This is a genomic window from Streptomyces sp. NPDC058864 (assembly GCF_042742985.1).
In the GTDB taxonomy this organism is placed as follows: Bacteria; Actinomycetota; Actinomycetes; order Streptomycetales; family Streptomycetaceae; genus Actinacidiphila.
Genome location: NZ_JBHYMQ010000099.1, coordinates 1 through 23053, shown reverse-complemented (window position 1 = coordinate 23053; position 23053 = coordinate 1). Strand labels below are relative to the sequence as shown.

25 protein-coding genes are annotated in these 23053 nt (G+C 73.9%); 12 read left to right on the top strand and 13 right to left on the bottom strand.

Features of this window, described 5'->3' with window-relative positions:
* The first annotated feature begins 230 nt into the window (after positions 1–230).
* A complete protein-coding gene (eda, locus tag ACFW3D_RS39065; RefSeq protein WP_500512879.1) occupies positions 231–872 on the top strand; it encodes a bifunctional 4-hydroxy-2-oxoglutarate aldolase/2-dehydro-3-deoxy-phosphogluconate aldolase in 642 nt (213 codons plus the stop codon).
* Here eda and ACFW3D_RS39060 read toward each other — a convergent pair.
* Genes ACFW3D_RS39060 through ACFW3D_RS39050 form a run of 3 tightly spaced genes read right to left on the bottom strand, consistent with a single transcriptional unit; the run spans position 858 to position 3618 of the window.
* Entirely contained in the window at positions 858–2015 is a 1158-nt protein-coding gene (locus ACFW3D_RS39060; protein WP_500512877.1) for a bifunctional RNase H/acid phosphatase, read from the bottom strand. The two genes, eda and ACFW3D_RS39060, sit on opposite strands and share 15 nt — an antisense overlap.
* Positions 2015–2758 (bottom strand): zinc ribbon domain-containing protein, encoded by a 744-nt coding sequence (locus tag ACFW3D_RS39055; RefSeq protein WP_500512881.1) that lies wholly within the window; start codon positions 2756–2758, stop codon positions 2015–2017. The genes ACFW3D_RS39060 and ACFW3D_RS39055 overlap by 1 nt, the downstream gene beginning before the upstream one ends.
* Entirely contained in the window at positions 2755–3618 is an 864-nt protein-coding gene (locus tag ACFW3D_RS39050) for a Nif3-like dinuclear metal center hexameric protein (protein WP_500512875.1), read from the bottom strand. The genes ACFW3D_RS39055 and ACFW3D_RS39050 overlap by 4 nt, the downstream gene beginning before the upstream one ends.
* A gap of 180 nt (positions 3619–3798) precedes the next feature.
* On the opposite strand from ACFW3D_RS39050, the gene ACFW3D_RS39045 reads away from it, so the two are divergent.
* Both ACFW3D_RS39045 and ACFW3D_RS39040 read left to right on the top strand, forming a co-directional pair.
* On the top strand, positions 3799–4929 hold the full coding sequence (locus tag ACFW3D_RS39045) for a hypothetical protein (protein ID WP_500512874.1): 1131 nt from the start codon (positions 3799–3801) through the stop codon (positions 4927–4929).
* Positions 4930–4989: 60 nt separating this feature from the next.
* Positions 4990–5169 carry a hypothetical protein gene (locus tag ACFW3D_RS39040; RefSeq protein WP_500512872.1) on the top strand — a complete coding sequence of 60 codons (180 nt, stop codon included), beginning with the start codon at positions 4990–4992 and terminating at the stop codon, positions 5167–5169.
* Positions 5170–5186: 17 nt separating this feature from the next.
* Here the strand turns inward: ACFW3D_RS39040 and ACFW3D_RS39035 are convergent, their stop codons facing one another.
* From ACFW3D_RS39035 to ACFW3D_RS39025, 3 genes are read right to left on the bottom strand one after another with little or no spacing between them, the layout of a single operon-like run.
* The gene (locus ACFW3D_RS39035; protein ID WP_500512870.1) at positions 5187–6125 is read right to left on the bottom strand and encodes a 3-oxoacyl-ACP reductase; all 939 of its coding nucleotides are present in this window, start codon (positions 6123–6125) and stop codon (positions 5187–5189) included.
* Between the two features lie 19 nt (positions 6126–6144).
* The gene (locus ACFW3D_RS39030) at positions 6145–7221 is read right to left on the bottom strand and encodes a Zn-dependent alcohol dehydrogenase (RefSeq protein ID WP_500512868.1); all 1077 of its coding nucleotides are present in this window, start codon (positions 7219–7221) and stop codon (positions 6145–6147) included.
* Positions 7222–7247: 26 nt separating this feature from the next.
* Positions 7248–8093 carry a MaoC/PaaZ C-terminal domain-containing protein gene (locus tag ACFW3D_RS39025; RefSeq protein WP_500512866.1) on the bottom strand — a complete coding sequence of 282 codons (846 nt, stop codon included), beginning with the start codon at positions 8091–8093 and terminating at the stop codon, positions 7248–7250.
* Between the two features lie 233 nt (positions 8094–8326).
* Between ACFW3D_RS39025 and ACFW3D_RS39020 the strand changes: the two genes are divergently transcribed.
* The 4 genes from ACFW3D_RS39020 to ACFW3D_RS39005 are packed head-to-tail and all read left to right on the top strand — an operon-like array spanning position 8327 to position 11836.
* A complete protein-coding gene (locus ACFW3D_RS39020) occupies positions 8327–9271 on the top strand; it encodes an ABC transporter ATP-binding protein (RefSeq protein WP_500512864.1) in 945 nt (314 codons plus the stop codon).
* Positions 9271–10002, top strand: a complete 732-nt coding sequence (locus ACFW3D_RS39015; protein ID WP_500512862.1) for an ABC transporter permease — start codon at positions 9271–9273, stop codon at positions 10000–10002. The genes ACFW3D_RS39020 and ACFW3D_RS39015 overlap by 1 nt, the downstream gene beginning before the upstream one ends.
* Positions 10003–10025: 23 nt before the next feature.
* Positions 10026–11225 carry a sensor histidine kinase gene (locus tag ACFW3D_RS39010; RefSeq protein ID WP_500512860.1) on the top strand — a complete coding sequence of 400 codons (1200 nt, stop codon included), beginning with the start codon at positions 10026–10028 and terminating at the stop codon, positions 11223–11225.
* Positions 11222–11836, top strand: coding sequence for a response regulator (locus tag ACFW3D_RS39005; RefSeq protein WP_500512858.1), 615 nt, complete (start codon positions 11222–11224; stop codon positions 11834–11836). Before ACFW3D_RS39010 ends, ACFW3D_RS39005 begins: the two co-directional genes overlap by 4 nt.
* A 76-nt stretch (positions 11837–11912) precedes the next feature.
* Here ACFW3D_RS39005 and ACFW3D_RS39000 read toward each other — a convergent pair whose 3' ends face one another.
* The 3 genes from ACFW3D_RS39000 to ACFW3D_RS38990 are packed head-to-tail and all read right to left on the bottom strand — an operon-like array spanning position 11913 to position 14697.
* Positions 11913–12749 (bottom strand): GNAT family N-acetyltransferase, encoded by an 837-nt coding sequence (locus ACFW3D_RS39000; RefSeq protein ID WP_500512856.1) that lies wholly within the window; start codon positions 12747–12749, stop codon positions 11913–11915.
* Positions 12746–13684 carry an alpha/beta fold hydrolase gene (locus ACFW3D_RS38995; RefSeq protein ID WP_500512854.1) on the bottom strand — a complete coding sequence of 313 codons (939 nt, stop codon included), beginning with the start codon at positions 13682–13684 and terminating at the stop codon, positions 12746–12748. Before ACFW3D_RS38995 ends, ACFW3D_RS39000 begins: the two co-directional genes overlap by 4 nt.
* 35 nt (positions 13685–13719) lie before the next feature.
* Complete coding sequence (locus ACFW3D_RS38990) at positions 13720–14697, bottom strand: RNA polymerase sigma factor (RefSeq protein ID WP_500512852.1); 978 nt, start codon at positions 14695–14697, stop codon at positions 13720–13722.
* A 108-nt stretch (positions 14698–14805) separates the two neighbouring features.
* On the opposite strand from ACFW3D_RS38990, the gene ACFW3D_RS38985 reads away from it, so the two are divergent.
* The 4 genes from ACFW3D_RS38985 (at position 14806) to ACFW3D_RS38970 (ending at position 18519) form a co-directional block, all read left to right on the top strand.
* The gene (locus ACFW3D_RS38985; protein ID WP_500512850.1) at positions 14806–15477 is read left to right on the top strand and encodes a class I SAM-dependent methyltransferase; all 672 of its coding nucleotides are present in this window, start codon (positions 14806–14808) and stop codon (positions 15475–15477) included.
* A gap of 22 nt (positions 15478–15499) precedes the next feature.
* Entirely contained in the window at positions 15500–16384 is an 885-nt protein-coding gene (locus ACFW3D_RS38980) for an N-acetylmuramoyl-L-alanine amidase (RefSeq protein WP_500512848.1), read from the top strand.
* Positions 16385–16514: 130 nt separating this feature from the next.
* A complete protein-coding gene (locus ACFW3D_RS38975; protein ID WP_500512846.1) occupies positions 16515–17375 on the top strand; it encodes a DUF5336 domain-containing protein in 861 nt (286 codons plus the stop codon).
* A 130-nt stretch (positions 17376–17505) separates the two neighbouring features.
* Positions 17506–18519 (top strand): LLM class F420-dependent oxidoreductase, encoded by a 1014-nt coding sequence (locus ACFW3D_RS38970; RefSeq protein ID WP_500512844.1) that lies wholly within the window; start codon positions 17506–17508, stop codon positions 18517–18519.
* Here the strand turns inward: ACFW3D_RS38970 and ACFW3D_RS38965 are convergent.
* Complete coding sequence (locus ACFW3D_RS38965; protein WP_500512842.1) at positions 18506–19042, bottom strand: hypothetical protein; 537 nt, start codon at positions 19040–19042, stop codon at positions 18506–18508. The two genes, ACFW3D_RS38970 and ACFW3D_RS38965, sit on opposite strands and share 14 nt — an antisense overlap.
* A gap of 143 nt (positions 19043–19185) precedes the next feature.
* Here ACFW3D_RS38965 and ACFW3D_RS38960 point away from each other — a divergent pair, with 143 nt between their 5' ends.
* Positions 19186–19473, top strand: a complete 288-nt coding sequence (locus tag ACFW3D_RS38960) for a hypothetical protein (RefSeq protein ID WP_500512840.1) — start codon at positions 19186–19188, stop codon at positions 19471–19473.
* Between the two features lie 7 nt (positions 19474–19480).
* On the opposite strand, the gene ACFW3D_RS38955 is transcribed toward ACFW3D_RS38960, so the two are convergent.
* Genes ACFW3D_RS38955 through ACFW3D_RS38945 form a run of 3 tightly spaced genes read right to left on the bottom strand, consistent with a single transcriptional unit; the run spans position 19481 to position 22637 of the window.
* Positions 19481–20584, bottom strand: a complete 1104-nt coding sequence (locus ACFW3D_RS38955; protein WP_500512838.1) for a prenyltransferase/squalene oxidase repeat-containing protein — start codon at positions 20582–20584, stop codon at positions 19481–19483.
* Positions 20581–21318, bottom strand: coding sequence for a class I SAM-dependent methyltransferase (locus ACFW3D_RS38950; RefSeq protein WP_500512836.1), 738 nt, complete (start codon positions 21316–21318; stop codon positions 20581–20583). Before ACFW3D_RS38950 ends, ACFW3D_RS38955 begins: the two co-directional genes overlap by 4 nt.
* Positions 21312–22637, bottom strand: a complete 1326-nt coding sequence (locus ACFW3D_RS38945; protein WP_500512834.1) for a glycosyltransferase family 4 protein — start codon at positions 22635–22637, stop codon at positions 21312–21314. Before ACFW3D_RS38945 ends, ACFW3D_RS38950 begins: the two co-directional genes overlap by 7 nt.
* Positions 22638–23053: the final 416 nt, after the last annotated feature.

The window sequence follows — 23053 nt, the reverse complement described above, 5'->3', positions numbered from 1 at the left end:
CGTCAGATGTGTTTATTAGCCAGGTACAGAATGCCCACCCCGGAGGCCCCACCCCCGGCCCACCAACAAAACCGCGCGCCGACCCGCACCAACCATCCGGGGCAACGGGCGGGCGGCGGGGAAAAAACCGCACCGCAACCACAACCCACCCGCACGCAACAACACGCACCCCGTTGCACAGAACGCAACCGGCGTTGCGGAGCACGAACCTGCCCGGCACTATGCGGCGCATGCCGCCAACCCTCCCGCACCTCGCCCCCGTGATGCCGGTCCTGACGCTGCACGACCCCACCGACGCACCCCCACTCGTACGCGCGCTGGTCCGCGGCGGATTGACCGCGGTGGAGATCACGCTGCGGACGCCCGCCGCGCTGGAGGCGATCGCCACGGCGGCCCGCGAGGTTCCCGACGCGCTCGTGGGTGCCGGGACCGTGGTGCGGGCGGAGCAGGTGGGGGCGGCGGCGCGGGCGGGGGCGGGGTTCCTGGTGAGCCCGGGGTGGACGGGGGGCCTGCTGGACGCGATGGCCGCGTCGGGGCTGCCGTTCCTGCCCGGGGTGTCGACCGCCTCCGAGGTGGTCGCCCTTGCGGAACGCGGCGTGACGGAAATGAAGTTCTTCCCCGCGGAGGCGGCCGGCGGCACGGCGTACCTCGAGGCGCTGGCCGCCCCGCTGCCGGAGATCCGGTTCTGCCCGACCGGCGGCATCGACGCGGCCCGTGCGCCGGCCTACCTCGCGCTGCCGAACGTCGCCTGCGTGGGCGGCAGTTGGATGGTCCCGCAGGACGCCCTGCGGGACCACGACTGGGACCGGGTGGAGAGGCTCGCCCGCGAGGCGGCCGAACTGCGCGCGCCGTCGCCGTCAGCGCAGGTGTGACGTGTCGTTGAGCAGGCGCAGCGACGCGTTCCCGTCCCCGTAGTACGCCACCGCCGACAGTGCCGCCGCCGACAGCTCCATCCGGAACAGCGACTCCGGCGGGGCCCCCAGGGCGAGCCGGACCAGGGTCTTGATCGGCGTGACGTGGGTGACCACCAGCACCGTGCGGCCGGCGTGACGGGCGATGAGCTTGTCCCGGGCGAGGGAGACCCGGCGGGCGACGGCGGCGAAGCTCTCCCCGCCGGGCGGGGCCGCCTTCGCGGAACCGAGCCAGGCGTCGAGTTCGGCCGGGTGGCGTTCCTTCACCTCGGCGAAGGTCAGCCCCTCCCACGCACCGAAGTCGGTCTCGCGCAGCCCCTCGTCGACGCGTACGTCGAGCCCGAGCCGGTCCGCGACGGTCTGCGCGGTCTGCCGGCAGCGGGCCAGCGGCGAGGTGACGACGGCCTGGACGGTGCCGCGGGCGGCGAGGGCGTCGGCGACGCGCTGGGCCTGCCAGCGGCCCTTCTCCGAGAGGTCCGGGTCCTCGCCGCCGCTGCCGGAGAAGCGCTTCTCCGCGGTGAGCGGGGTCTCCCCGTGCCGCAGCAGGACGAAGGTCGTGGGCGTGCCGAGGTCGGCCGCCGCGACCCAATCGGCGGGCGGGGCCTTGGGGGCCTCGTGCACGGCCTCGTCCGCGGGTTCGCGCGCCGCGGTGACCAGCGCGGCGGCGGAGCGGCCGGGCTCCCACTGCTTGCCGCGCTTGCCGGCGTCCATCGCCTCGTTGGCGAGCCGGTCGGCGTGCTTGTTCTTCTCGCGCGGGATCCACTCGTAGCTGACCTGCTCCGCGGGCAGGACCGTCTTCGCCTCGGCGGCCAGCGGCCGCATGTCCGGGTGCTTGATCTTCCAGCGGCCGGACATCTGCTCGACGACCAGCTTGGAGTCCATCCGCACCCGTACCCGGGCCTGCGGGTCGATCGCGTGCGCGGCGCGCAGCCCGGCGATCAGGCCCCGGTACTCGGCGACGTTGTTGGTGTGCGTGCCGATGAACTCGGCTGCCTCGGCGAGCACTTCGCCCGTGGCGGCGTCGCGGACGACGGCGCCGTACCCGGCCGGTCCCGGGTTGCCCCGGGACCCCCCGTCGGCCTCCACCACGAACGTACGGGCCATTACAGGCCCGACTCGGGGGTGCGGACGAGGATGCGCCGGCAGTTCTCGCAGCGCACGACCTCGTCGGCGGCGGCCGCCCGCACCTCGTTGAGCTCGGTGATGTTCAGCTCCAGCCGGCAGCCCTCGCAGCGCTTCTGGTAGAGCCGGGCGGCGCCGACGCCGCCGGACTGGGCGCGCAGCTTGTCGTAGAGCTTCAGCAGGTCGGCGGGGACCGAACCGGCGATGATCTCGCGCTCCTTGACGACCGTGGAGCCCTCGGCGTCGATGTCCTGCAGCGCGGCGTTGCGGCGCTCCTCGGACTCGCCGGCCTTGGCCTGCACGGACTCCAGGCGCCCGGTGAGCTCCTGGACCCGCTCCTGCAGGCCCTCGCGGCGTTCCATGACCTCCAGGACGACGTCCTCGAGGTCGCTCTGCCGCTTGGCGAGCGAGGTGATCTCGCGCTGCAGGTTCTCCAGGTCCTTGGGGGAGGAGACCGCGCCGGAGTCGAGGCGCTCCTGGTCGCGGACGGCGCGCTTGCGCACCTGGTCCACGTCCTGTTCGGCCTTGGTCTGCTCGCGGGCGGTGTCGCTCTCCTCGGTCTGGGCGGCGACCAGCAGGTCGCGCAACTGGGTCACGTCGGAGCCGAGGCGCTCGATCTCCGCGTGCTCGGGCAGGTTCTTGCGCTTGTGGTCCAGCTGCGCGAGGCGCGAGTCGAGGGACTGGACCTCGAGCAGTCGGATCTGGTCTGCGGGCGCGGCTTTCAGCGGGGGGCTCCTGAGGTCGTGGGTTCGTCAAGGGGAAGTGCCGGGGCGTGGGCCGTCCACGGGTCGGTGACGGCGCGCGACACGTATGTGCGCAGCGTCCAGCCGTGCCGTTCGGAGACCTCGTCGAGGCGGCGCGCGGCCTGCTCGCACCAGGGCCATTCGGTGGCCCAGTGGGCGGCGTCGACGAGCGCGGGCGGACCCGCCTGCTGCGCCTCGGACGCCGGGTGGTGGCGCAGGTCGGCGGTGAGGTAGACGTCCACCCCGGCCCTGCGCACGTCGTCGAAGAGGCTGTCGCCGGAGCCGCCGCACACCGCGACGGTACGGACCTGGCGCCCGGGGTCGCCCGCGACGCGCAGCCCGGTCGCGGTGGCCGGCAGGCCCGCCGCCGCCCGGCGGGCGAACTCCGCCAGCGTCATGGGCTCGGGCAGCTCGCCGATCCGGCCGAGGCCGCGGCGGCCGGCCGGGTCGGCGGGGTCGGGCACGAGGGGTCCGGTGATGCGCAGGCCGACGGCCTCGGCGAGGGCGTCGGAGACCCCGGGGTCGGCCCGGTCGGCATTGGTGTGCGCCACGTGCAGCGCGATGTCGTTCTTGATCAGGGTGTGCACGACGCGGCCCTTGAAGCCGGTCGCCGCGACCGTCGTCGTGCCGCGCAGGTAGAGGGGGTGGTGCGTGACCAGCAGGTCGGCGCCGGTGGCGATCGCCTCGTCGACGACCTCCCGGACCGGGTCGACGGCGAACAGCACCCGGCCGACCTCGGCGTCCGGGTCTCCGCAGACGAGCCCGACGGCGTCCCACTGCTCGGCCCACGCCGGGGGCCAGAGGGCTTCGAGGGCGGCGATGACGTCGGACAGTTTCGGCACGGGTCGAGGTTACCGCGCCGGTGCCGGGCGGCCGGAATCCCGGGCTGGTCATGAGCACACCGAGCATCCGAAGCCCGACGGAACGGGACGAGAGCCACCCTTACGTGTGAAGACCACCAACTCGTGTCGGACGCCCGGGCGTGCGAAAACTAGCGTCGTGGCCCGGAGGTGAGCCACACCATGACAGCCTGCGCCACCGAGACCACCACCGTGCGACGGGCCGGGTTCACGATCGCCGCGGACGGCTCTTACGCCGCCTGCCTGGCCCAGGGACCCGACGGGGACGACGGCTGGTACCCCGAGCGCTGGACGCTCGGCGGGCCGGAGCCGTACACCGTGCCCCTGCCCGGCAACCAGCCCGAAGAACAGTGCTCCGAGGTCGTGCCGTTGCCGGACGGCCGGGTGCTGATCCGCCGCCGGGTCGCCGACCGGTTCGACCTCGCCCTGCTCTACCCGACCGGTCCCGGCACCGGCGAACTGCTCGTCGGCTCGCTGCCGGGCGGGGACGCGGAGGCGCGGCTGCTGCCCCCGGTCGCCTCGGGCGAGGTGTACGCGCTCACCTACGACCCGGCGCGCGAGGTGTCGGCGGTGTGGCTCGTGCACGACGACCGGGACCTGCGGCCGCGCCGGCTGGCGGAGGTCCCGGGCCGCTGCGGGGGCGGCGCGTGGCTGGACCGGGCGGGACGTCTGCTCGCGCTGGACCGCGAGGCGGAGGGGACGGTCAAGACGGTCGCCGTCGACCTGGGGCGGGCCGGGGCGGTCAGCCCGCTGCTGCAGATCGCCGACGGCAGCAACGACCGGCTGCTGCTGGCGGAGCCGGACAGCGGGCTGCTGATAGTGCGCAGCGACGCCACCGGCGAGGACCGCATCGGCTGGGGCGTGCTGGGCAGCCGCCGGCCCATGCGGTTCGCGGAGTGCCTGCGCGTCCCGGACGCGGTGCTGACCCCGTTCGCGGCGCAGCCCGGCCAGGTGCTGATGCCCGAGGCGTGCGCGGTGGCGCTGCGCGCGGACGGCCCGCACGGCACGTCGCTGGCGGTCTGGCGGCCCGGGGAGCGCCGTGCCACCTGGCTGTCGGCGCCGGAGGGATGGCTGGCCGGGGCGGGCCTGTGGTCGGCCCGGGGGGTGCTGCGCCTGCCGTACGCGTGCGCGCACTGTCCGTGCGGCACGGTGGAGTACGAGGCGCCGCCCGCGGCGCCCTTGCCGTTGCCGCCGGGGGGCGCGGCGGAGGGCGCTCCTGCGGACGACCAGGACGGCGGCCGGACCAGCCCCGTGCTCCCCTTGCAGAAGGCGCCGCTGGCCACGGGATCTTGAGTCGGTAAACTCCTGCGGCGTTCCGCGCACCCTGCAAGCTAGTCGACGGAGAGTTTCCTCATGTCCGATGCCCGACACGACACCGCCGCCGAGGCCCGCCTCGAGGACGGTTCCGCCGAGGGCCAGCACGCCGGCCGCCACCGCGGCACGGCTTCCGCCCAAGACGACAACGCCCAGGTGGTCGAGGCGCCGCACGGCCGCCACCGCCGTCCCTCCGGGCCCCCCACCATGGAGGTCTGACGGGCCCGGAGCCCGTTTCAGCCCTCGTGGCGCAGGGCCAGGACGTCGGTGGCGGCGAAGGTGTCGCCGGGGTCACGGCCCGCCCAGTACGGGGTGAGCAGGTCGTCCAGCTCGTCGTGGGTGAACGCCTCCTTGGCGGTGTCGAACTTCGCCGCGACGCGAGGGCGGTCCATCACCGCCACCATCCCGCCGTGCACGACGAACAGCTGGCCGCTGATCCGGTCGGCCGCCGGTGACGCCAAGTAGCCGACGAGCGGGGCGACATGCTCCACCCCCAGCGGGTCCGGTCCGTCCGTGGGCCGGCCGGGGCCCGCGAAGACGTCCTCGGTCATCCGCGTGCGCGCCCGGGGGCAGATGGTGTTGACGCGTACGCCGTACCTGCGGAGGGCCGCGGCCGTCGACGAGGTGAGGCCGACGATGCCGCCCTTGGCGGCCGCGTAGTTGGGCTGGCCCGCCGAGCCGGCGAGGAACGCCTCGGACGAGGTGTTGACGATCCGGCCGTAGACCGGGGCGCCCGTGGTCTTGGCGCGCTCGCGCCAGTGGGCGGCGGCGAACCGGGTGGTGGCGAAGTGGCCCCTGAGGTGGACCCGGACGACGGAGTCCCACTCGTCCTCGGTCATCGAGAACACCATCCGGTCGCGCAGGATCCCGGCGTTGTTGACCAGGATGTCCAGCGCCCCGTACGTGCTCACCGCCAGCCCGACCAGGTCCTGCGCCTGCTCAAAGTCGGCGACGTCCCCGTGGTGCGCCACCGCGTGGCCGCCGGCGGCGGCGATCTCGGCGACGACCTCGTCGGCGGGGGTCGCCGACGCCTCGCCGGAGCCGTCGCGGCCGGGCTGCCCGTAGTCGTTGACGACCACGTTGGCGCCCAGCCGCGCCAGTTCCAGTGCCTCGGCCCGGCCGAGGCCGCGTCCCGCCCCCGTGACGACGGCGGTCCTGCCGTCCAGCACGCCCATGGGTCCTCCCGTTCCGGTGTCAGACCGCGATGCAGGTGCGCAGGGCCTCGCCGCTGCGCATCTGGTCGACCGCCTCGTTGATCTGGTCGAGCCGTACGCGGTGGGTGATGAGCCCCTCCAGGTCCACCCGCCCCGCGCGCCAGAGGCGGATGACGCGGTCGTAGGACCGCAGGACGTCGCCGCCGCCGTACAGCGAGGGCAGGATGCGCTTCTCGTCGAAGAAGAGCTCGAACATGTTGATCTGCAGCAGGTCGTCCATCGCCCCGGCGCCGACGACGCAGAGCGTGCCGCCGCGGCGGGTGGTCTCGTAGGCCGTGCGGGCCGTCGCGCTGCGGCCGACGACCTCGAAGACGTAGTCGAAGCCCTCGCCGCCGGTGATCCGGGCCTTGGCGTCGGCCAGTTCCTCCGGGGCGACCGCGTCGGTGGCGCCGAAGCGCAGGGCCGCGTCGCGGCGGGACTGCACGGGATCGACGGCGATGATCTCCGAGGCGCCGGAGGCGCGGGCGCCCTGGATGACGCTGATGCCGACGCCGCCGCAGCCGATGACGGCGACGGAGGAGCCGGGGGTGACCCGCGCGGTGTTCAGCGCGGCGCCGATGCCGGTCGTGACGCCGCAGCCGATGAGGGCGGCGATCTCGTACGGCAGGTCGTCGGGGATGGGAACGGCGCAGGAGGCGGACACCACGACCTCCTCGGCGAAGGTGCCGGTGCCGGCGAAGCCGAAGACGTCCCCGGCGGGGCGGCGGAAGTTGGGCGTGCCGGCGTTCATGAAGCCGGCCAGGCACAGGTGGGACTGGCCGCGCCGGCAGGCCGGGCAGGCGCCGCAGGCCGGGAGCCAGCAGACCAGGACGCGGTCGCCGGTCTTGAGGCCGGTGACGCCCTCGCCGGTCTCGGTGATCTCCCCGGCGCCCTCGTGGCCGGGGACGAAGGGCGCGGGCTGCGGCAGGACGCCGCTCATGGCGGACAGGTCGGAGTGGCACAGCCCGGTCGCCCGCAGCCGGATGCGCACCTTTCCGGGGCCGAAGCCCACCGTCTCGACGTCGTCGACGACCTCGAGCTTGTCCTGGCCGATCTCCTGCAGGAGTGCTGCGCGCATGGGTGTTCCCCTCTCCCCTCCGGGACTTACGAGTGCTCGACGACGGTGTCGGCGAGGACCGGCGCGTCGTCGCGTTCGACGGCGGTCGCCGATGCCAGGACGCGGCCCGGTTCGGACCACATCCGGATGCGCAGGGTCTCGCCGGGGAAGAAGACCCCGGCGAAGCGGGTGGAGCAGGACCGTACGCGGCCCGCGTCGTCGCCGAGCAGGGTGTCGACGACGGCCTTGAGCGTGATGCCGTAGGAGCACAGGCCGTGCAGGATCGGGCGGTCGAAGCCGGCGTGCTTGGCGAACTCGGGGTCGGCGTGCAGCGGGTTCCAGTCGCCGGAGAGCCGGTAGAGCAGGGCCTGGTCCTCGCGGGTGGCGCGCAGGACGGTGCGGTCGGGTGCCCTCCCGGGCGGTTCGGTGCGGGCGGAGGGCCCGCGGTCGCCGCCGAAGCCGCCCTCGCCGCGGACGAAGATCTGCGCGTCGGAGGTCCACAGCGGGCCCTGCTCGTCGGCGACCTCGCGGCGCAGCACGAGGACGGCGGCCTTGCCCTTGTCGTAGACGTCGGCGACGCGCGAGGTCTGCACGGCCCGGCCGCGGACGGGGACCGGTCGGTGCACCTCGATGCGCTGGGCGCCGTGCAGGACGGCGGCCAGGTCGACCTCGATGCCGGGCAGGATGAGGCCGCCGCGTGCCTCCCCGGCGGCGGCGGGGCCGCCGGCGACGGTGGCGAAGCTGGGCAGGACCTGCAGGCCGGGGCCTTCGAGGGCGTAGTTGAGGGTGTTCGCGCCGAGGCCCAGGTGGTAGAGGATGACGTCCCTGTGGTCCCAGACGAGTTCGGCGCTGCGGGGTTCGGCCGAGGTGGCGGCGACGACGTCGATCGGCATGTCCGGCGGCTCCTTCGCTGCGCGGCGGGCCCTGGCGCGGCCGTCCGCACCGTCGGCCCCGCCAGGGCGTGCACTAGAACGTGTTCTAGCCAGCCCATGTATAACGCATCGCCCGGACCCTGGGAATAGCTGACGCACCGTCAGAATAGCTCTCCGCCAGTGACATTTGTCCTGCCCGGGTCCGTACATTCCCCACTGACCCCGCGGGGGGCGCCGACCGTAGTGTCGGTGACATGACGACGACAGTGAGTTTCACCAGGGCCGTCAAGACGTTCGGCGCGGTGCGCGCCGTGGACGGCGTCGACCTGGAGATCCGGCGGGGGGAGTCCGTCGCCCTGCTCGGCCGCAACGGCGCGGGCAAGTCCACCACCATCAGCCTGCTGCTCGGGCTCGACGAACCCGACAGCGGCGAGGTCCGGCTCTTCGGCGGCACCCCGCACACCGCGGTCCGCGCGGGCCGGATCGGCGCCATGCTGCAGGACGGACGGCCGATCCCCCGGGTGAGCGTCCGGGAGCTGATCACCTTCGTGGCGCGCACCTACCCCGACCCCCTGCCCGTGGCCGAGGCCCTGGAGCTGGCCGGCCTCACCGAGGTCGCCGGCCGCCGCGCCGACCGGCTCTCCGGCGGTCAGGCGCAGCGGGTCCGCTTCGCCGTGGCGCTGGCCGGCAACCCCGAACTCATCGTGCTGGACGAACCCACCGCCGCCCTCGACGTCGAGGCCCGGCGCGCCTTCTGGGACTCGATGCGGGCGTACGCGGCCCGCGGCAACACCGTCCTGTTCTCCACCCACTACCTGGAGGAGGCGGACGAGAACGCCGACCGCATCGTCGTCATCGACCGCGGCCGGGTCGTCGCCGACGACAGCGGCGAGCGCATCAAGCGCGCGGTCGGCGGCAACCTCGTCTCCTTCGACCTGGCCGGGACCCCCACCGAGGGCCTGCGGCAGCTGCCCGGGGTGGTGTCCGTGGAGGTCCGCGGGGACCGCGCCCTGTTGCGCTCCGCCGACTCCGACGCCACCGTCCTCGCCCTCGCCGACCGCGGCATGGTCCGCGGCCTGACGGTCACCGCCGCCAGCCTGGAGGACGCGTTCCTCTCCCTCACCGCGCAGTCCTCAGCCAAGGACGCCGCCCCCGCCACCGCCACGGACACCGCCGCCCTCGCCGAGGAGAAGGTCTGATGCTGCTCGCCTACGTCTCGCTGGAGATCCGCCGCACCCTGCGTGACGCCGGATTCGTGATCTTCGGCGTCGGCATGCCCGTCATGATGTACCTGCTCTTCACCAACCTCGGGGTCAGCGGCTCGGAGGAGGACAAGGCCGCCTCGCTGGCCGCCATGATCGGCATGGCCGCGTACGGCGCCCTCGGCTCGGCGGTGTCCACCGGGTCGAGCGTCGCCGAGGACAAGGGGCTCGGCTGGCTGCGCCAGCTGCGGATCACCCCGATGTCGCCGCTGCTGGTCGTCACCGGCCGCTGCATCAGCGGCTCGGTCACCGTGCTGCCCGCCATCCTGGCCGTCCTGCTGGCCGGCGGGCTCGTCAACGGCGTCGAACTGGAGCCATGGCAGTGGGCGGCGGTCGGCGGACTGCTGTGGGTCGGCACCGCCCCGTTCACCCTGCTCGGCCTCGGCAACGGCTACCGGCTGTCCGGGCAGACCACCGGAGTGGTGAACATGGCCTGCAACCTGGGCCTGTCCGTCGTCGGCGGGCTGTGGATCCCCTCGTCGGTCTTCCCCGGCTGGCTGCGGGCGGTCTCCGAGTGGACCCCGTCGCACCGCTTCGGGCAGCTCGGCTGGACCATCGCGGACGGCGCGGCACCGCGGGCGGGTACCGTCGCCGTGCTCGCCGCGTGGACGGCCGTCTTCGGCGCGTACGCGGTGTACGCCTACCGCCGCTCGGCACGCACCCCGTGATGGAGAAGGAGGAGACGACGGCCATGGCGACCACGACGGGATCCCGGCGGCCCCCGCTGCCGGCACGCATCTGGCGCGAGTGGCGGCACCTGCGGGTGACCCGGTCCTTCTCCGAGGAGATCGAGGACCTGAGGCCCCCGACCCGCTTCACGTTCCTGCCCTGGCTGCTGATGGGCGTGGGCGCCCTGTCCCACCTCCTGCAGGGCAAGGCCGCCAACCCCTGGCTCGGCGGCCTCGGCCTGCTGGCCTTCAACTCCCTCTACATCGGGGTCGTCTTCACCGCCTTCAACCCGCGCGCCGCGGCCGGGAAGGCCCCCCGGCTGTACCTGCTCGCCCTGGCCGCCGTGACCTACGCCCTCGCCATCGGCTACGGCGGCAGCTGGCTGGTGTTCTTCCCGCTGCTGTCGCTGGCCGTGGGGATCGTGGTGCGCGGCCGGCGGATGGGTCCCGTGCTCGTCGCCCTCGCGGTGTCCGCCGGGATCGTCTCCGGGCTGCGCAGCGGCGACGTCTGGGAAGGCGTGTCCATCGGGTACGGCAGCCTCATCTCCGGCCTGGTGACCGCGGCCATGCTCACCCTCTTCGACGCGGTGACCCAGCTGCGCGCAACCCGCCAGGAGCTCGCCCGCAACGCGGTCGCCGAGGAGCGGCTGCGCTTCTCCCGCGACCTGCACGACCTGCTGGGGCACACCCTGTCCGTGGTCGTCGTCAAGGCGGAGGCCGCCCGCCGGCTCGCCCCGCGCGACCTGGACGCCGCCCTCGCCCAGGTCGCCGACATCGAGGCGGTCGGACGCCAGGCGCTCACCGAGATCCGGGAGGCCGTCACCGGCTACCGCGAGGGCAGCCTCTCCACCGAACTGGACCGCGCCCGCTCGGCCCTGGCGGCCGCCGGGATCGAAGCCGTCGTCAAGGAGTCCGGCCCGCCGCTGCCCTCGCAGACCGAGGCCCTCCTCGGCTGGGTGGTACGGGAAGGGGTGACCAACGTCGTACGGCACAGCGGGGCCACCACCTGCGTCATCGAACTCGCCGGCACCGACGGGCGGGTACGCCTGCGGATCACCGACGACGGCCACGGCGTAGGCTCGGCCCCCGGATCGGGCTCCGGCCTGAAGGGGCTCACCGAGCGGCTCGCCGCGGCCGGCGGTTCCCTCGGCACCGGCCCCGCGACCCAGGGCGGGTTCCGGGTGGTCGCCGAACTGCCCGTGGAGGAGGAGCAGACCGCATGAGCAGCGCCATCAAGGTCCTGCTGGCCGAGGACCAGGGCATGATGCGCGGGGCGCTCTCCCTGCTGCTGAACCTGGAGGACGACATCGACGTCGTCGCGCAGGTCGCAGCGGGCGACGAGATCGTCACCGCGGCGCTGGCGGCCCGGCCCGACGTCGCGCTGCTCGACATCGAGCTCCCCGGGCGCAGCGGCCTCGACGCGGCGGCGGAACTGCGCGAGCGCCTCCCGGAGTGCAAGGTGCTCATCCTCACCACGTTCGGCCGCCCCGGCTACCTGCGCCGTGCCATGGAGGCCGGGGCGTCCGGCTTCCTGGTCAAGGACGGCCCCGTCGAGGACCTCGCCGCCGCGATCCGGCGCGTCCTCGACGGGCACCGCGTCATCGACCCCGCCCTGGCCGCGGCCGCGCTCAGCACCGGGCCCAGCCCGCTGACGCCGCGCGAGCAGGACGTGCTCAACGCGGCGGCGGACGGGGCGACGGTGGCGGACATCGCGGCGCGGGTCCACCTGTCGGAGTCGACGGTGCGGAACCACCTGTCGTCCGCCATCGGGAAGACCGGCACCCGCAACCGCACGGAGGCGGTCCGCACCGCACGCCACAACGGCTGGCTCTGACCCCCGTACGGGTGCGCCAGGCCCGCCGGGGCCGGGCCGGCTCAGGCAGCGCCGGTTCGCCGTCCTCCCCGTCCCGCTAGCCGCGCCAGACCCAGGCGGCCCGCTCGTACAACGGCTCGAAGCCGGCGCGCAGCATGTTGTGGAGGGAGCTGTTGTGGTCGCCCGGGCCCTCCGCGCCGGTCTCGGCGACGAGCCAGCGGCAGCCCGCGTCGTGGGCCGCCCGGGCGCGGGCCGTGAGCAGGGCCGACTGGGCGCCGCGGCCCCGCCATCCCGGCAGCGTGGCCCCGCCGAACATGTCGGCGCAGTCGCCGTTGACGTAGACGCTGCCCACCGCGACGATCCGTTCGCCCTCCCAGACGGCGTACTGCAGCCAGTCCGGCCTGCCGACGCACGCCGCGGCCATGTCGATCATGGCCGGCGTGCTGAAGCCGAAGGTCGTCATCATCACGGTCGCCCACTCGTGCGCCTGCCGGCGCTCGACGAGGCCCACGCGCAGGCCCGGGTCGAGCGCGGTGACACCGTCGTCCGCGGCCAGGGCCGCCGGGAGGTCGCATCCCAGCTTGGCGAAGCGGGTGCCCTCGGTGAGGTCCCACTTCGCGGCGGTCGACGCCCAGTCGGACGGCAGCAGCGAGGGCGCGATCATGAACGAGCCGACGGGCACGCCCTGGGCACGGAAGAAGCCGCACACCTCCTCCACGGCGTCGGCCGTGACCGGTTCGGCGGAGCCGAATCCCCCGGCCCGGTTGAAGAAGCGGCTCGGGTCCTCGCGGACGGCCAGCGCCCGTACCGCGCCGAAGCGCTGCGCGCCGACGCCCAGCGCCCCGCGCACGTCGGCCGGCGCGCCGGTCACGAAGTCGGCGTACGCCGCGATCTCGGTCTCCTCGGCCAGGCCGGTCGGCACCGTGGTCGTCATGCTGCGTTCTCCTTGTCCCGGGTGTTGTCCTGATTGTCGTCCTGGGTGGTGACGAAGTCGCGCACGGCGGCCACGAACCTCTCCGTCTCCTCGATGTGCCCGAAGTGGCCGCTCGCCGTCAGCTCGCACAGCCGCGCCTGCGGTATCCCGACCTGCAGCTCGTACGCGAAGCGCGGCGGGCAGACGAAGTCGTGGGTGCCGACGATCACCAGGACCGGCGCCTCGATCATGCCGAGCCGGTCGCGGACGTCCCAGTCGGCGGGGAGCCGGTTCGGGTCGTGGGTGGCCCGGAGGGCGGGGACGGACCCGGTCCGTACGGCCGTCCCGCGGTGGTCGGCGAAGTAGGCCGGCAGGACGGCCTGGAGGTAGCGCTCCTTCGACGCGTCGTCGGTGATCTCCAGCGTCCCCGCCATCCGGGCCCGCCACGCCCGCCCCGCTCCGGCCGCCTCGGGCCGGTCCGGCCAGCGCTCGACGAAGGCGGCCATCTCCTCGGTCGCCGCCGCCATCAGTTCCGGCCCGTACACGGGAGCGGTGTCGTAGAGGATCAGCCCGTCGAGGCGGCCGGGGTGGTCGAGGGCGAACTGCAGCGCGACGAAACCGCCGTGCGAGTGGCCGAGGAAGTAGGCGGTGGGCGCCCCGAGGTCGTCCAGTACGGCCGCGGCGAAGCGCGCGTAGCGGGACGTGGAGTAGTCCCCGTCCGGCAGCAGATCGCTGTCGCCGGAGCCGACGGGGTCCACGTGGACCATGGTCAGATGCTCTTCCAGTGCGGGTATGCGCAGGTACTCAGGGTGCACACCGGGGCCTCCGGAGTGCACGAGGCACACCGGCCCGGCACCCGCGACCCGGTAGACCTGGCGCACGCCGTCGACGGTGACGGTCCGCACCTCGGCGGCGGCACGGGTGCCGTGCGCCGCCTCGTGATGGATGACGTTCATGCCCGCACGATGCGGTGGGCACCGGAAAGGTTCGATCAGCCGCCATGATTCTTTGCGCGGCCGTCCCGGCGGCGGCGCGGGTGGTACAGGCGCAGCCTGTCCTCACCGTTCCGGTCCGGGAAATGCACCCAGACGACTCCGGGCGGGCAGTGGAACGGGTCCTCCGGCGGGTTGACGATGGCCGCCTCCCAGATGACGACCTCGCGGCTCGCCACCACGTTCAGCAGCTGCTGGCGGACGCCTTCGGAAACGTCCCGGCTGAAGGAGAACCCCAGGTAGTCGAGGTCCGAGCGCTTGCCGGTCGGCCAGGTGACCTCCAGCCGCGGTGACCGCCACTGCGCCCACGCCGAGGCGAGCTCGCCGCGATGGGCCGCGATCATGGTCTCCTCGGCCAGACGGCGGTGACGCGCGGTGAGGGAGGCGGCGTCGTCGTGGACCTGGTCGCCCAGGCCCACCAGCGAACCGGCCAGCTTGGCGCGCGCCTGGTTGAGCCTGCTGCGCACGGTGCCGACGGCGATGCCGCACAGCAGCGCGATCTCCTCGTAGGAGCTGACGTCGGTGAAGTAGCGCAGCAGCGTCACCAGCCGCAGCCCGGGTGACAGCTGCTCCAGGCCGCTCCAGATCCAGTCCCGCAGCACGTGCTCGTCGAGTACGTCCGCGGGGTCGGGCGGGCCGCCCGAGCGGTCCATGGCGACGAACCCTTCGAGTTCGGCCACGGGGACCGCCGACTTCCTGCGCAGCTGGGCACGGCAGACGTTGCGCACCACCATCCGCAGCCACGGGCCGGCGGCGTCCGGGTCACGGAGGTCCCCGATGCGCCGCAGCGCGATGAGCGCCGCCTCCTGCACGGCGTCCTCGGCGTCCGGGCCGTGGCCCAGCACGGCGAGGGCGACCGCGTGCATGGCCGCCCGGTGCCTGGCGAGCAGCAGACCCAGGGAGCCCGCGTCACCCGACTGCGCGGCCCGTACCAGCTCGCAGTCGAGCGGCGCTCCGCCCGGCAGCAGATCCGTCATATCGTGACCATTCAATCAGAACGCCCTGCGGCCCGGACCGGGCCCGGCGTCCCACCGGGGCCACCGGCCGCCCACCCCGGCGGAAGGGCACCGGCGCCGTGGGGGACGATGGGGGGCATGAGCACGCCACTCCCCGCAGAGGTCCCCGCGGACGCGCTGGCCGCGTTCGAGGCGGCCAAGGGCTTCATGCCCGTCCACGAGGGTCTCGCCCTCCACGCGGCCGCCGCCGACGCCGCCGCGCGCCTCCCGGGCCTGCCGCTGCTGGAGGTGGGCACGTACTGCGGCCGCTCCACGATCCTGCTGGCCGCCGCCGCCCGTGCGGCCGGGACCGTCGCCGTCACCGTCGACCACCACCGCGGCAGCGAGGAGCAGCAGCCCGGCTGGGAGTACCACGACACGACGCTCGTCGATCCCGAGGTCGGCCTGATGGACACCCTCCCGGCCTTCCGGCGCACCCTGCACGCCGCCGGTCTGGAGGAGCACGTTCTCGCTGTCGTCGGCCGTTCCCCGCAGGTCGCCGCGGTGTGGGGGAAGCCGCTGGCCCTGGTCTTCATCGACGGCGGGCACACCGACGAGCACGCCGGCAACGACTACGAGGGCTGGGCACCGCACCTCGCGCAGGACGGCCTCCTGGTGATCCACGACGTCTTCGCGGACCCGGCCGACGGCGGCCAGGCGCCCTGGCGGATCTACCGGCGGGCGCTGGAGTCGGGCGCGTTCACGGAACTGTCCGTGACCGGTTCGCTGCACGTCCTCCGGCGTACGGGCGCCGGGACCTGAGACGGCGGATAGCATCGCTGACGTGTTCAAGAGGAAAGGCCGCTCCACCGTGGTCGTCGTGGCCGCGCTGGTGCCGGCGTGCGCGGCCGCGTGGCTGGTGTGGGACGCCACGAGCGGACCGGACGACCCCGGACGGAACGGCGACCTCCCGCAGAGCGTGCGTCCGCACGGCCCGGCGGCGGCGTCCGCCGGCCCGTCCTCGACGGCACCCTCCTCCGGGGCCGCGAAGCCGCTCGCGGGGAAGGTCGTGGTGCTGGACCCGGGGCACAACGCGCAGAACAGCCGGCACACGGCCGAGATCAACCGCCTGGTCGACATCGGCACCGCCCGCAAGGAGTGCGACACCACGGGTACGGCGACCAACGCGGGGTACGCCGAGGCCGCGTTCACCCTGGACGTGTCCCGGCGCGCCCGGGCGCTGCTGGAGGCGCGCGGGGCCACGGTGAGGTTCACGTACGACGGCGACCGCGCGTACGGCCCCTGCATCGACGAGCGGGCCCGGATCGGCAACAAGGCGAAGGCCGACGCGGTGGTGTCGGTGCACGGCGACGGCTCGGCGGCCGGCAACCGCGGCTTCCACGTCATCATGCCCGCCTCGCTGCACCGCGGGATCGCGGACACCCGCAGGATCAGCGGGCCGTCGAGGCTGCTCGGCACCGCCCTCGAGCGGCACTTCGCGGCGGAGACGGGCACCCGGCCGTCCAACTACATCGGCGGCGGCACCGGCCTGGACGTCCGCCGCGACCTGGGCGGACTCAACCTCAGCAGCAGGCCCAAGGTGTTGATCGAGTGCGGCAACATGCGCGACCCCAAGGACGCGGCGCTGATGACGAGCCCGGCCTGGCGGCAGCGGGCCGCGGAGGGCATCGCGGACGGCATCACCGCGTTCCTGGAGGGCCGCGAGTGATCGGCAGGTGAGCATTGGGTCCCGATCGTGTCACCGAGGGGCGGACCGGTCGCACCCGGCGGCAACCGCCCTCATACGATGGGGAACCGCCCGGCGACAGCGACAACGAGACGACTGACAAGGACTCCTAGTGAATAACCGGTCCCTCACCCGAGGAGACGGCGCGGTGATCGGCGCGGCGCTGCTGCTGCTGATCGCCTCGTTCCTGAACTTCTACACGTTCAAGGGATGCAGCTCCGACGAGTGCGGAGCCAGCGCGTGGAAGAGCGAGCTGTTCCCGCTGCTGCCCTCGGTGCACCTCCTGGGCCTGATCGCCGCCGGCCTGTTCGTCGCCTCGCGCTTCCAGCCCGAGGGCCGCAAGCTGCTCGGCATCGGGCTCGCGCACTGGGGCGCGGTCCTCTCCGTCGCCGCCGCCTGGGACGCGCTGTGGTCGCTGTTCCACGGCAGCGAGGCCTTCGAGCTGGCCGCCGGCGCCTACCTCTCCTTCGTCGCCGCGGCCGCCCTCGCCGCCGCCATGCTGCTCACCCTGCAGGGCCTGCCCGTGCTGAAGGCGCCGCTGCTGCCCGCTCCGCGGCCGCAGCAGCCCCAGCAGGCGCAGCCGTACGGCGGCCAGCAGGGCCAGCCGTACCCGGGCGTCCAGCAGGGCGGTTACGGGTACCCGGGGCAGCCCGGTGGGCAGGGCACGCCGGGCGACCAGTCGTTCGGCGGCGGCCAGTACGGCTACCCGCAGGCCCAGCAGCAGCCGCAGCAGCCCCAGCAGCCGCAGCCCCAGGCCCAGGCGCAGCCCTCGGCGGAGTTCGCGGCCTTCTGGTTCGCGGTGCCCGTGGCGCGGCCGCTGTACGCGGAGGACGGCTCGGCCCAGCAGATCGCCGAGCTGACCCCCGGCACCTGGTACCTGGCGGTGGAGCAGCGCGGTGGCGCCCTGGTCGCGCAGACGCAGGACGGCCGGCGCGGCGTCCTGCAGGACGTCAGCGGCCTGCAGCGCGGCTGATCCCCGCTCCTCGCGCACGAGCCGTGCCCCGGACCGTCCGGTCCGGGGCACGGCCGTTTCCCTTCCGGGGCGGGAGCGGTTGCCGTAACGTACACCTGACGTACCGTCAGTTGTGGTGGGAGGCGTGCGCATGCGGCTCGGTCTGGCCCTCGGCTACTGGGGACGCGGCCCCTCCCCCGGTCACCTGGCCCTGGCGCAGGAGGCCGAGCGGCTCGGCTACGACTCGGTGTGGACGGCGGAGGCCTGGGGCTCGGACGCGTTCACCCCCCTCACCTGGATCGCCGCGCACACCAGCCGGATCCGGCTCGGCACGGGCATCGCCCAGATGGCCGCCCGCTCCCCCACCGCCACCGCCATGCACGCGCTGACCCTGGACCACCTCTCCGGCGGCCGGGTCGTGCTGGGGCTGGGCCTGTCGGGCCCGCAGGTGGTGGAGGGCTGGTACGGCAGGCCCTTCCCGCGCAGTCCGCTGACCGCGACCCGGGAGTACGTGGACGTCGTACGGCAGGTGCTGCGCCGCGAGGGCCCGGTGGTGCTGGACGGGCGCGTCCATCCGCTGCCGTACGCCGGGCCCGACGCGACCGGCCTCGGCAGGCCGCTCAAGCCGATCACGCATCCGCTGCGGGCCGGGCTGCCGGTCCTGCTGGGCGCCGAGGGCCCGAAGAACATCGCGCAGACCACCCGGATCGCCGACGGCTGGCTGCCGCTGTACTGGTCGCCGTTCCGCACGGACGTGTACCGGGCCTCGCTGGCGGACGCGCCGAAGGAGTTCATGATCGCCCCGATGGCGCGCGCCCAGGTGTGCGACGACCCGGCGGAGGGTCTGCTGCCGGTCAAGGCGATGCTCGGCTTCTACATCGGCGGCATGGGCGCCGCCTCCCGCAACTTCCACGCCGACCTGATGGCCAGGATGGGTTACGAGGAGGAGGCCCGGCGCATCCAGGAACTGTTCCTGGCCGGGCGGCGCGAGGAGGCGGTGGCGGCGGTGCCGGACGCCTTCGCGGACGAGATCTCGCTCCTCGGCCCGCGGGAGCGGATCGCGGAGCGGCTGGAGCTGTGGCGGTCGGGCCCGGTGACCGACCTGCTGGTCACCGCGCCCGATCCGGCCACCCTGCGGGTGCTGGCCGAACTCATCCGCCGCTGAGCTGGGACAGCGAGGGCACCTTGTCGGTGACCTTGGCGCCGGCGCCCTCGCCGGCCGACTTGACGCCGGTGATGGTGTCCTGGAAGGTGCCGACGATGTCGTCGGTGCCCTGGCCGCTGCGCAGCTTGGCCGGCAGGTCCTTGAGCGAGTCGATGCCCGCGGTCAGCGGGGCCACCAGTTTGGAGAGGGTCGGGTCGCCCTTGGCGTTCTCCGCGGCGGCCTTGAGCCGGTTGTAGGCGAAGGCCCCGGCCAGGCCCGCCTTCACCAGGGTCAGCTTGCGGCCGTCGGCCTCCTTCTCGAACTTGCCCTCGCGGTAGGGCTTGACGATCCACTGGTAGGTCGCGCCGGCGGCCAGTCCGGCGTTGGCGACGAAGCGCGTCTTGGCGAGCTTCTGCTTCTGCACGGAGGACGTGGGACTCGCGGTGCCGCCGCTCGCGGTGTCGCTCGAGTCGCCGCCGCAGGCGGGGACGAGCAGCAGCACGCCGGAGAGCAGGAGGGCGGTCAGGGCACGGCGCAAGGGCATGACGGTTTCTCCCGGGGGATGCGATGCGTGATCGCATCCTCGCCCGGGCCCCGCGCACCGGCCACCGCACAGGGCCGTACGGGGCGTCAGGCGGCCTCCGGCCGACGACGTTTCACTCCGCCGATCGGGGCAAGACGGCAGGTATGTCCAGACGATATCGCGGCAATCTGGCCGCCACGATCATCATGGTGGCCGCGGACGTGGCGGCCTTCATCCTGATCCTGTGGATCGTGCTGTGGATGCTCGACGCCAACCGGGCGAACGACCTCGTGGAGTGGATCCACGACGTCGCGTCCTGGCTCGGCGGCTGGGCCCACGACATCTTCGACACCGACTCCTCGTGGGCGCGCACCCTGCTGAACTACGGCCTTCCGGCGGCGGTCTACCTGGTCGTCGGGCACGCCGTGGCGGGTCGCGTCAACCGGGCCTGACGCCCGCTCACCGGCCGGCGCAGCACCCCGCCGCCCCGGGCACCAGCCCGAGCGGCAGCCGGTCGCCCCCGAAGACCGCCGTCGTCGCCTCGTCCCCTCCCAGGGCGGCGACGGCGAGCAGCAGGGCCCCGGCCGTCCACGTGGTGCGTTCCCGGGGCCACACCGCGGGGCCGGTCCCGGCCTCCGCGTCGCCCTCGAAGACGTACCCGGTCCAGTACATGCCGTCCTCGGCGCGCAGGTGCCGGATCGCGGCCAGTACCTCCACGGCGCGGTCGGACTCGCCCATCGCCCACAGGGCGAGGGCGAGTTCGGCGCTCTCGCCACCGGTGACCCACGGGTTGGGCACCACGCAGCGGACCCCGAGGCCCGGCACGACGAACTCGTCCCAGCGGGCCAGCACACGCTCCCGCGCGGCCTCGCCGCGCAGCACCCCGCCGAGGACCGGGTAGTACCAGTCCATCGAGTAGCGGTCCTTGTCCAGGAACCGCTCGGGGTGGTGGGCGACGGCGTGCCCGAGGGCGCCGGCCGCCAGCTCCCAGTCGGGCTGCGGGTCCTCGCGGTGCTCGGCGACGGCCAGCGCGCAGCGCAGCGCCTGGTACATCGACGAGCAGCCGGTCAGCAGCGCCTCCGGCGGGTACGTCCCGTCGTCCTCGCGCTTCCAGGCGATCTGGCCGCCGGGCAGCTGGAGTTCCAGGACGTACTCGACGGCCGCGTACAGCACCGGCCACATGCTCTCCAGGAAGGCGTCGTCGCCGGTGGAGAGGTAGTGGTGCCACACGCCGACGGCGACGTAGGCGCAGAAGTTGCTCTCCCGGCCCAGGTCGGTGGGCTCACCCTCGGCGCCGTCCGCCCAGCCGTAGGCGGCGTACCAGGAGCCGTCCGGGTTCTGCCGGCGGGCGAGCCAGGTGTAGGCGGCCTCGGCGTGCTCGTGCTCACCGGCGGCGTCCAGCGCCATGGCGGCCTCGACGTGGTCCCAGGGGTCGAGGTGGCCGCCCTCGAACCACGGTATGGCGCCGTCCGGCCGCTGGACGGCGAGGATCCCGGCGACGGTCTGCGCGGCCTGCTCGGAGGTCAGGACGCCCGGGAGGACGAGGTGTTCGGTCCGCCTCACGCGTCGACGCCCGCCTTCGGGGTGTGCGGCTTGGTGGCGTAGGCGACGAAGCTCTTGCCGATCAGCGGGTTGAGCGCGTTCTCGGCGAGCCGGGTGGCCAGCGGCTTCTTCATGATGTCCCAGACCAGCAGCTTGTGGTACAGCTTCACCGGCAGGGCCTTGTCGTTGTCCACGCCGACGGCGCACTTGATCCACCAGTACGGGGAGTGCAGCGCGTGCGCGTGGTGGCTGCCGTACGGGCGCAGCCCCGCCTCGCGGATCTTGCCCAGCAGTTCGTCGGCCCGGTAGATGCGGATGTGGCCGCCCTCCACCTCGTGGTACGCGTCGGACAGCGCCCAGCAGATCTTCTCCGGCCCGTAGCGCGGCACGGTGACCGCGATCAGCCCGCCCGGCTTGAGGACGCGCACCATCTCGGCGAGCACGCCCTTGTCGTCCGGGATGTGCTCCATGACCTCGGAGATGATGACGCGGTCGAAGGTGTCGTCGGGGAACGGCAGGCTGAGCGCGTCGCCCTCCATGGCCGTGGCGGTCGCCCCGGCCGGGGCCTCCCCGGCCTCCTCCATCGCGGCGAACCACTTGGCGACCTCGCGGATCTCGTCGCCGTTCCGGTCCAGGGCGACCACGTTCGCGCCGCGCCGGTAGCACTCGAAGGCGTGGCGGCCCGCGCCGCAGCCCAGGTCGAGCACGCGGTCGCCCGGGGCGAGCGGGAAGCGGGAGAAGTCGACGGTCAGCACGTGGAGTCTGCTTTCGTCCGGGACGGTGACTGGACAGTGGGCCGCGGCCCCCCGGCGGCCTCGATCGCCGCGCGGTAGTGCTCGGCGGTGCCGATGGCGGCCCGCTCCCAGGTGAAGCGGGCCAGCACGCGCTCCCGGCCGGCCCGGCCCAGGCGGCGGCGCAACCCGGAGTCGCCCAGCAGCCGGCCCAGCGCCGCGGCCAGCGCGCCCGGCTCCCCCGGCGGCACCGCCAGGCACGTCTCCCCGTCCGGGCCGGCGACCTCGGGGATCGCGCCGCCGGTGGTGGCGACCAGCGGCGTCCCGGTGGCCATGGCCTCGGCGGCCGGGAGCGAGAAGCCCTCGTACAGCGACGGCACGCACGCCACCTGGGCGCCGCGCACCAGGTCGACCAGCTCCTGGTCGCTGATGCCCTTGACGAAGTCGACGGCGCCGCCCAGCCCGTACCGCTCGATGGCGGCGGCCACCGGGCCGTCGTCGGCCCGCTTGCCGACGACGACGAGGTGCGCGTCGGGGTGCTCGGTGCGCAGCTTCGCGAGCGCCTCCACGAGGTGGACCAGGCCCTTGAGCGGCACGTCGGCGCTGGAGGTGGTCACGATCCGCCCCGGCACCTCGGGCACGGACGGGTCCGGCGCGAACAGCCCGGTGTCCGCGCCGATGTGCACCACGTGCACGCGGTCCTCGCGCACCCCGAGGTGGTCGACGATCTCCTGACGGGAACTGCCGGAGACGGTCAGCACCGACGGCAGCCGGCGCGAGACCCGCTTCTGCATCCGCGTGAAGCCGTACCAGCGGCGGACCGACGCCCGGCGCTTCCACCCCTGCGCGGCGTCGAGTTCGAGCTGCCGGTCGACGGTGATGGGGTGGTGGATCGTCGTCACCAGCGGCGCCCCGAGGGCGCCCGGGCCGCCGAGGAGGCCGTAGCCGAGCGTCTGGTTGTCGTGGATGACGTCGAAGGCCCCCCGCCGGGCGGCCAGGTGACGGCGGGCCCGCAGGCTGAACGTCAGCGGCTCCGGGAAGCCGCCGGTCCACATCGTGCCGACCTCCAGTGCGTCCACCCAGTCGCGGTACTCGCCGCGCTTCGGGGTGCGGAACGGGTCGGGCTGGCGGTAGAGGTCCAGGCTCGGCAGCTCGGTGAGGCGCACCCCGTCACCGAGTTCGTCGAGCACGGGGTAGGGCTGGGCGCCGATCACCTCGACGCTGTGGCCGAGCCGGGCGAGTTCCCTGGACAGATGGCGCACGTACACGCCCTGTCCCCCGCAGAACGGGTTCCCCTTGTAGGTGAGCAGCGCGATCCGGAGCGGCCTGGCCTCTGCGGTCACTCACGGCCCCCTTCTCACTGCACTTCAGCGGGAGCGTAGCCGCCCGTGCCTTGGTAGAACAAGTTTCAGAATCGGTTACTCAGGAGTTGGCCCGAGAGCACGAAGATACCTGTAGCCGTGCGGGGTGCCCGGGCTGGTCCGGGTGATTCCCGCCACGCCGTCGCGGTTGCGCTCGGGGTTCTTTTTCCCGCCCGCCCGCCCGATTGCCCCGGGACGGTTGGTGCGGGTCTGCGCTCTGTCCGTTGGGTGGGCCGGGGGCGGGGCCTCCGGGGTGGGCATTCTGTACCGCATATTTATGTGCATGGCGGGCGGTCCGGGTTCGGCGCCGCTCTGCCGCACAACAAATACACGTCAGCGTCCAGAACGCCCACCCTCCCCCAGCCTTCGGCCGGGGGTGCCCCCAACTCCCCCACCCC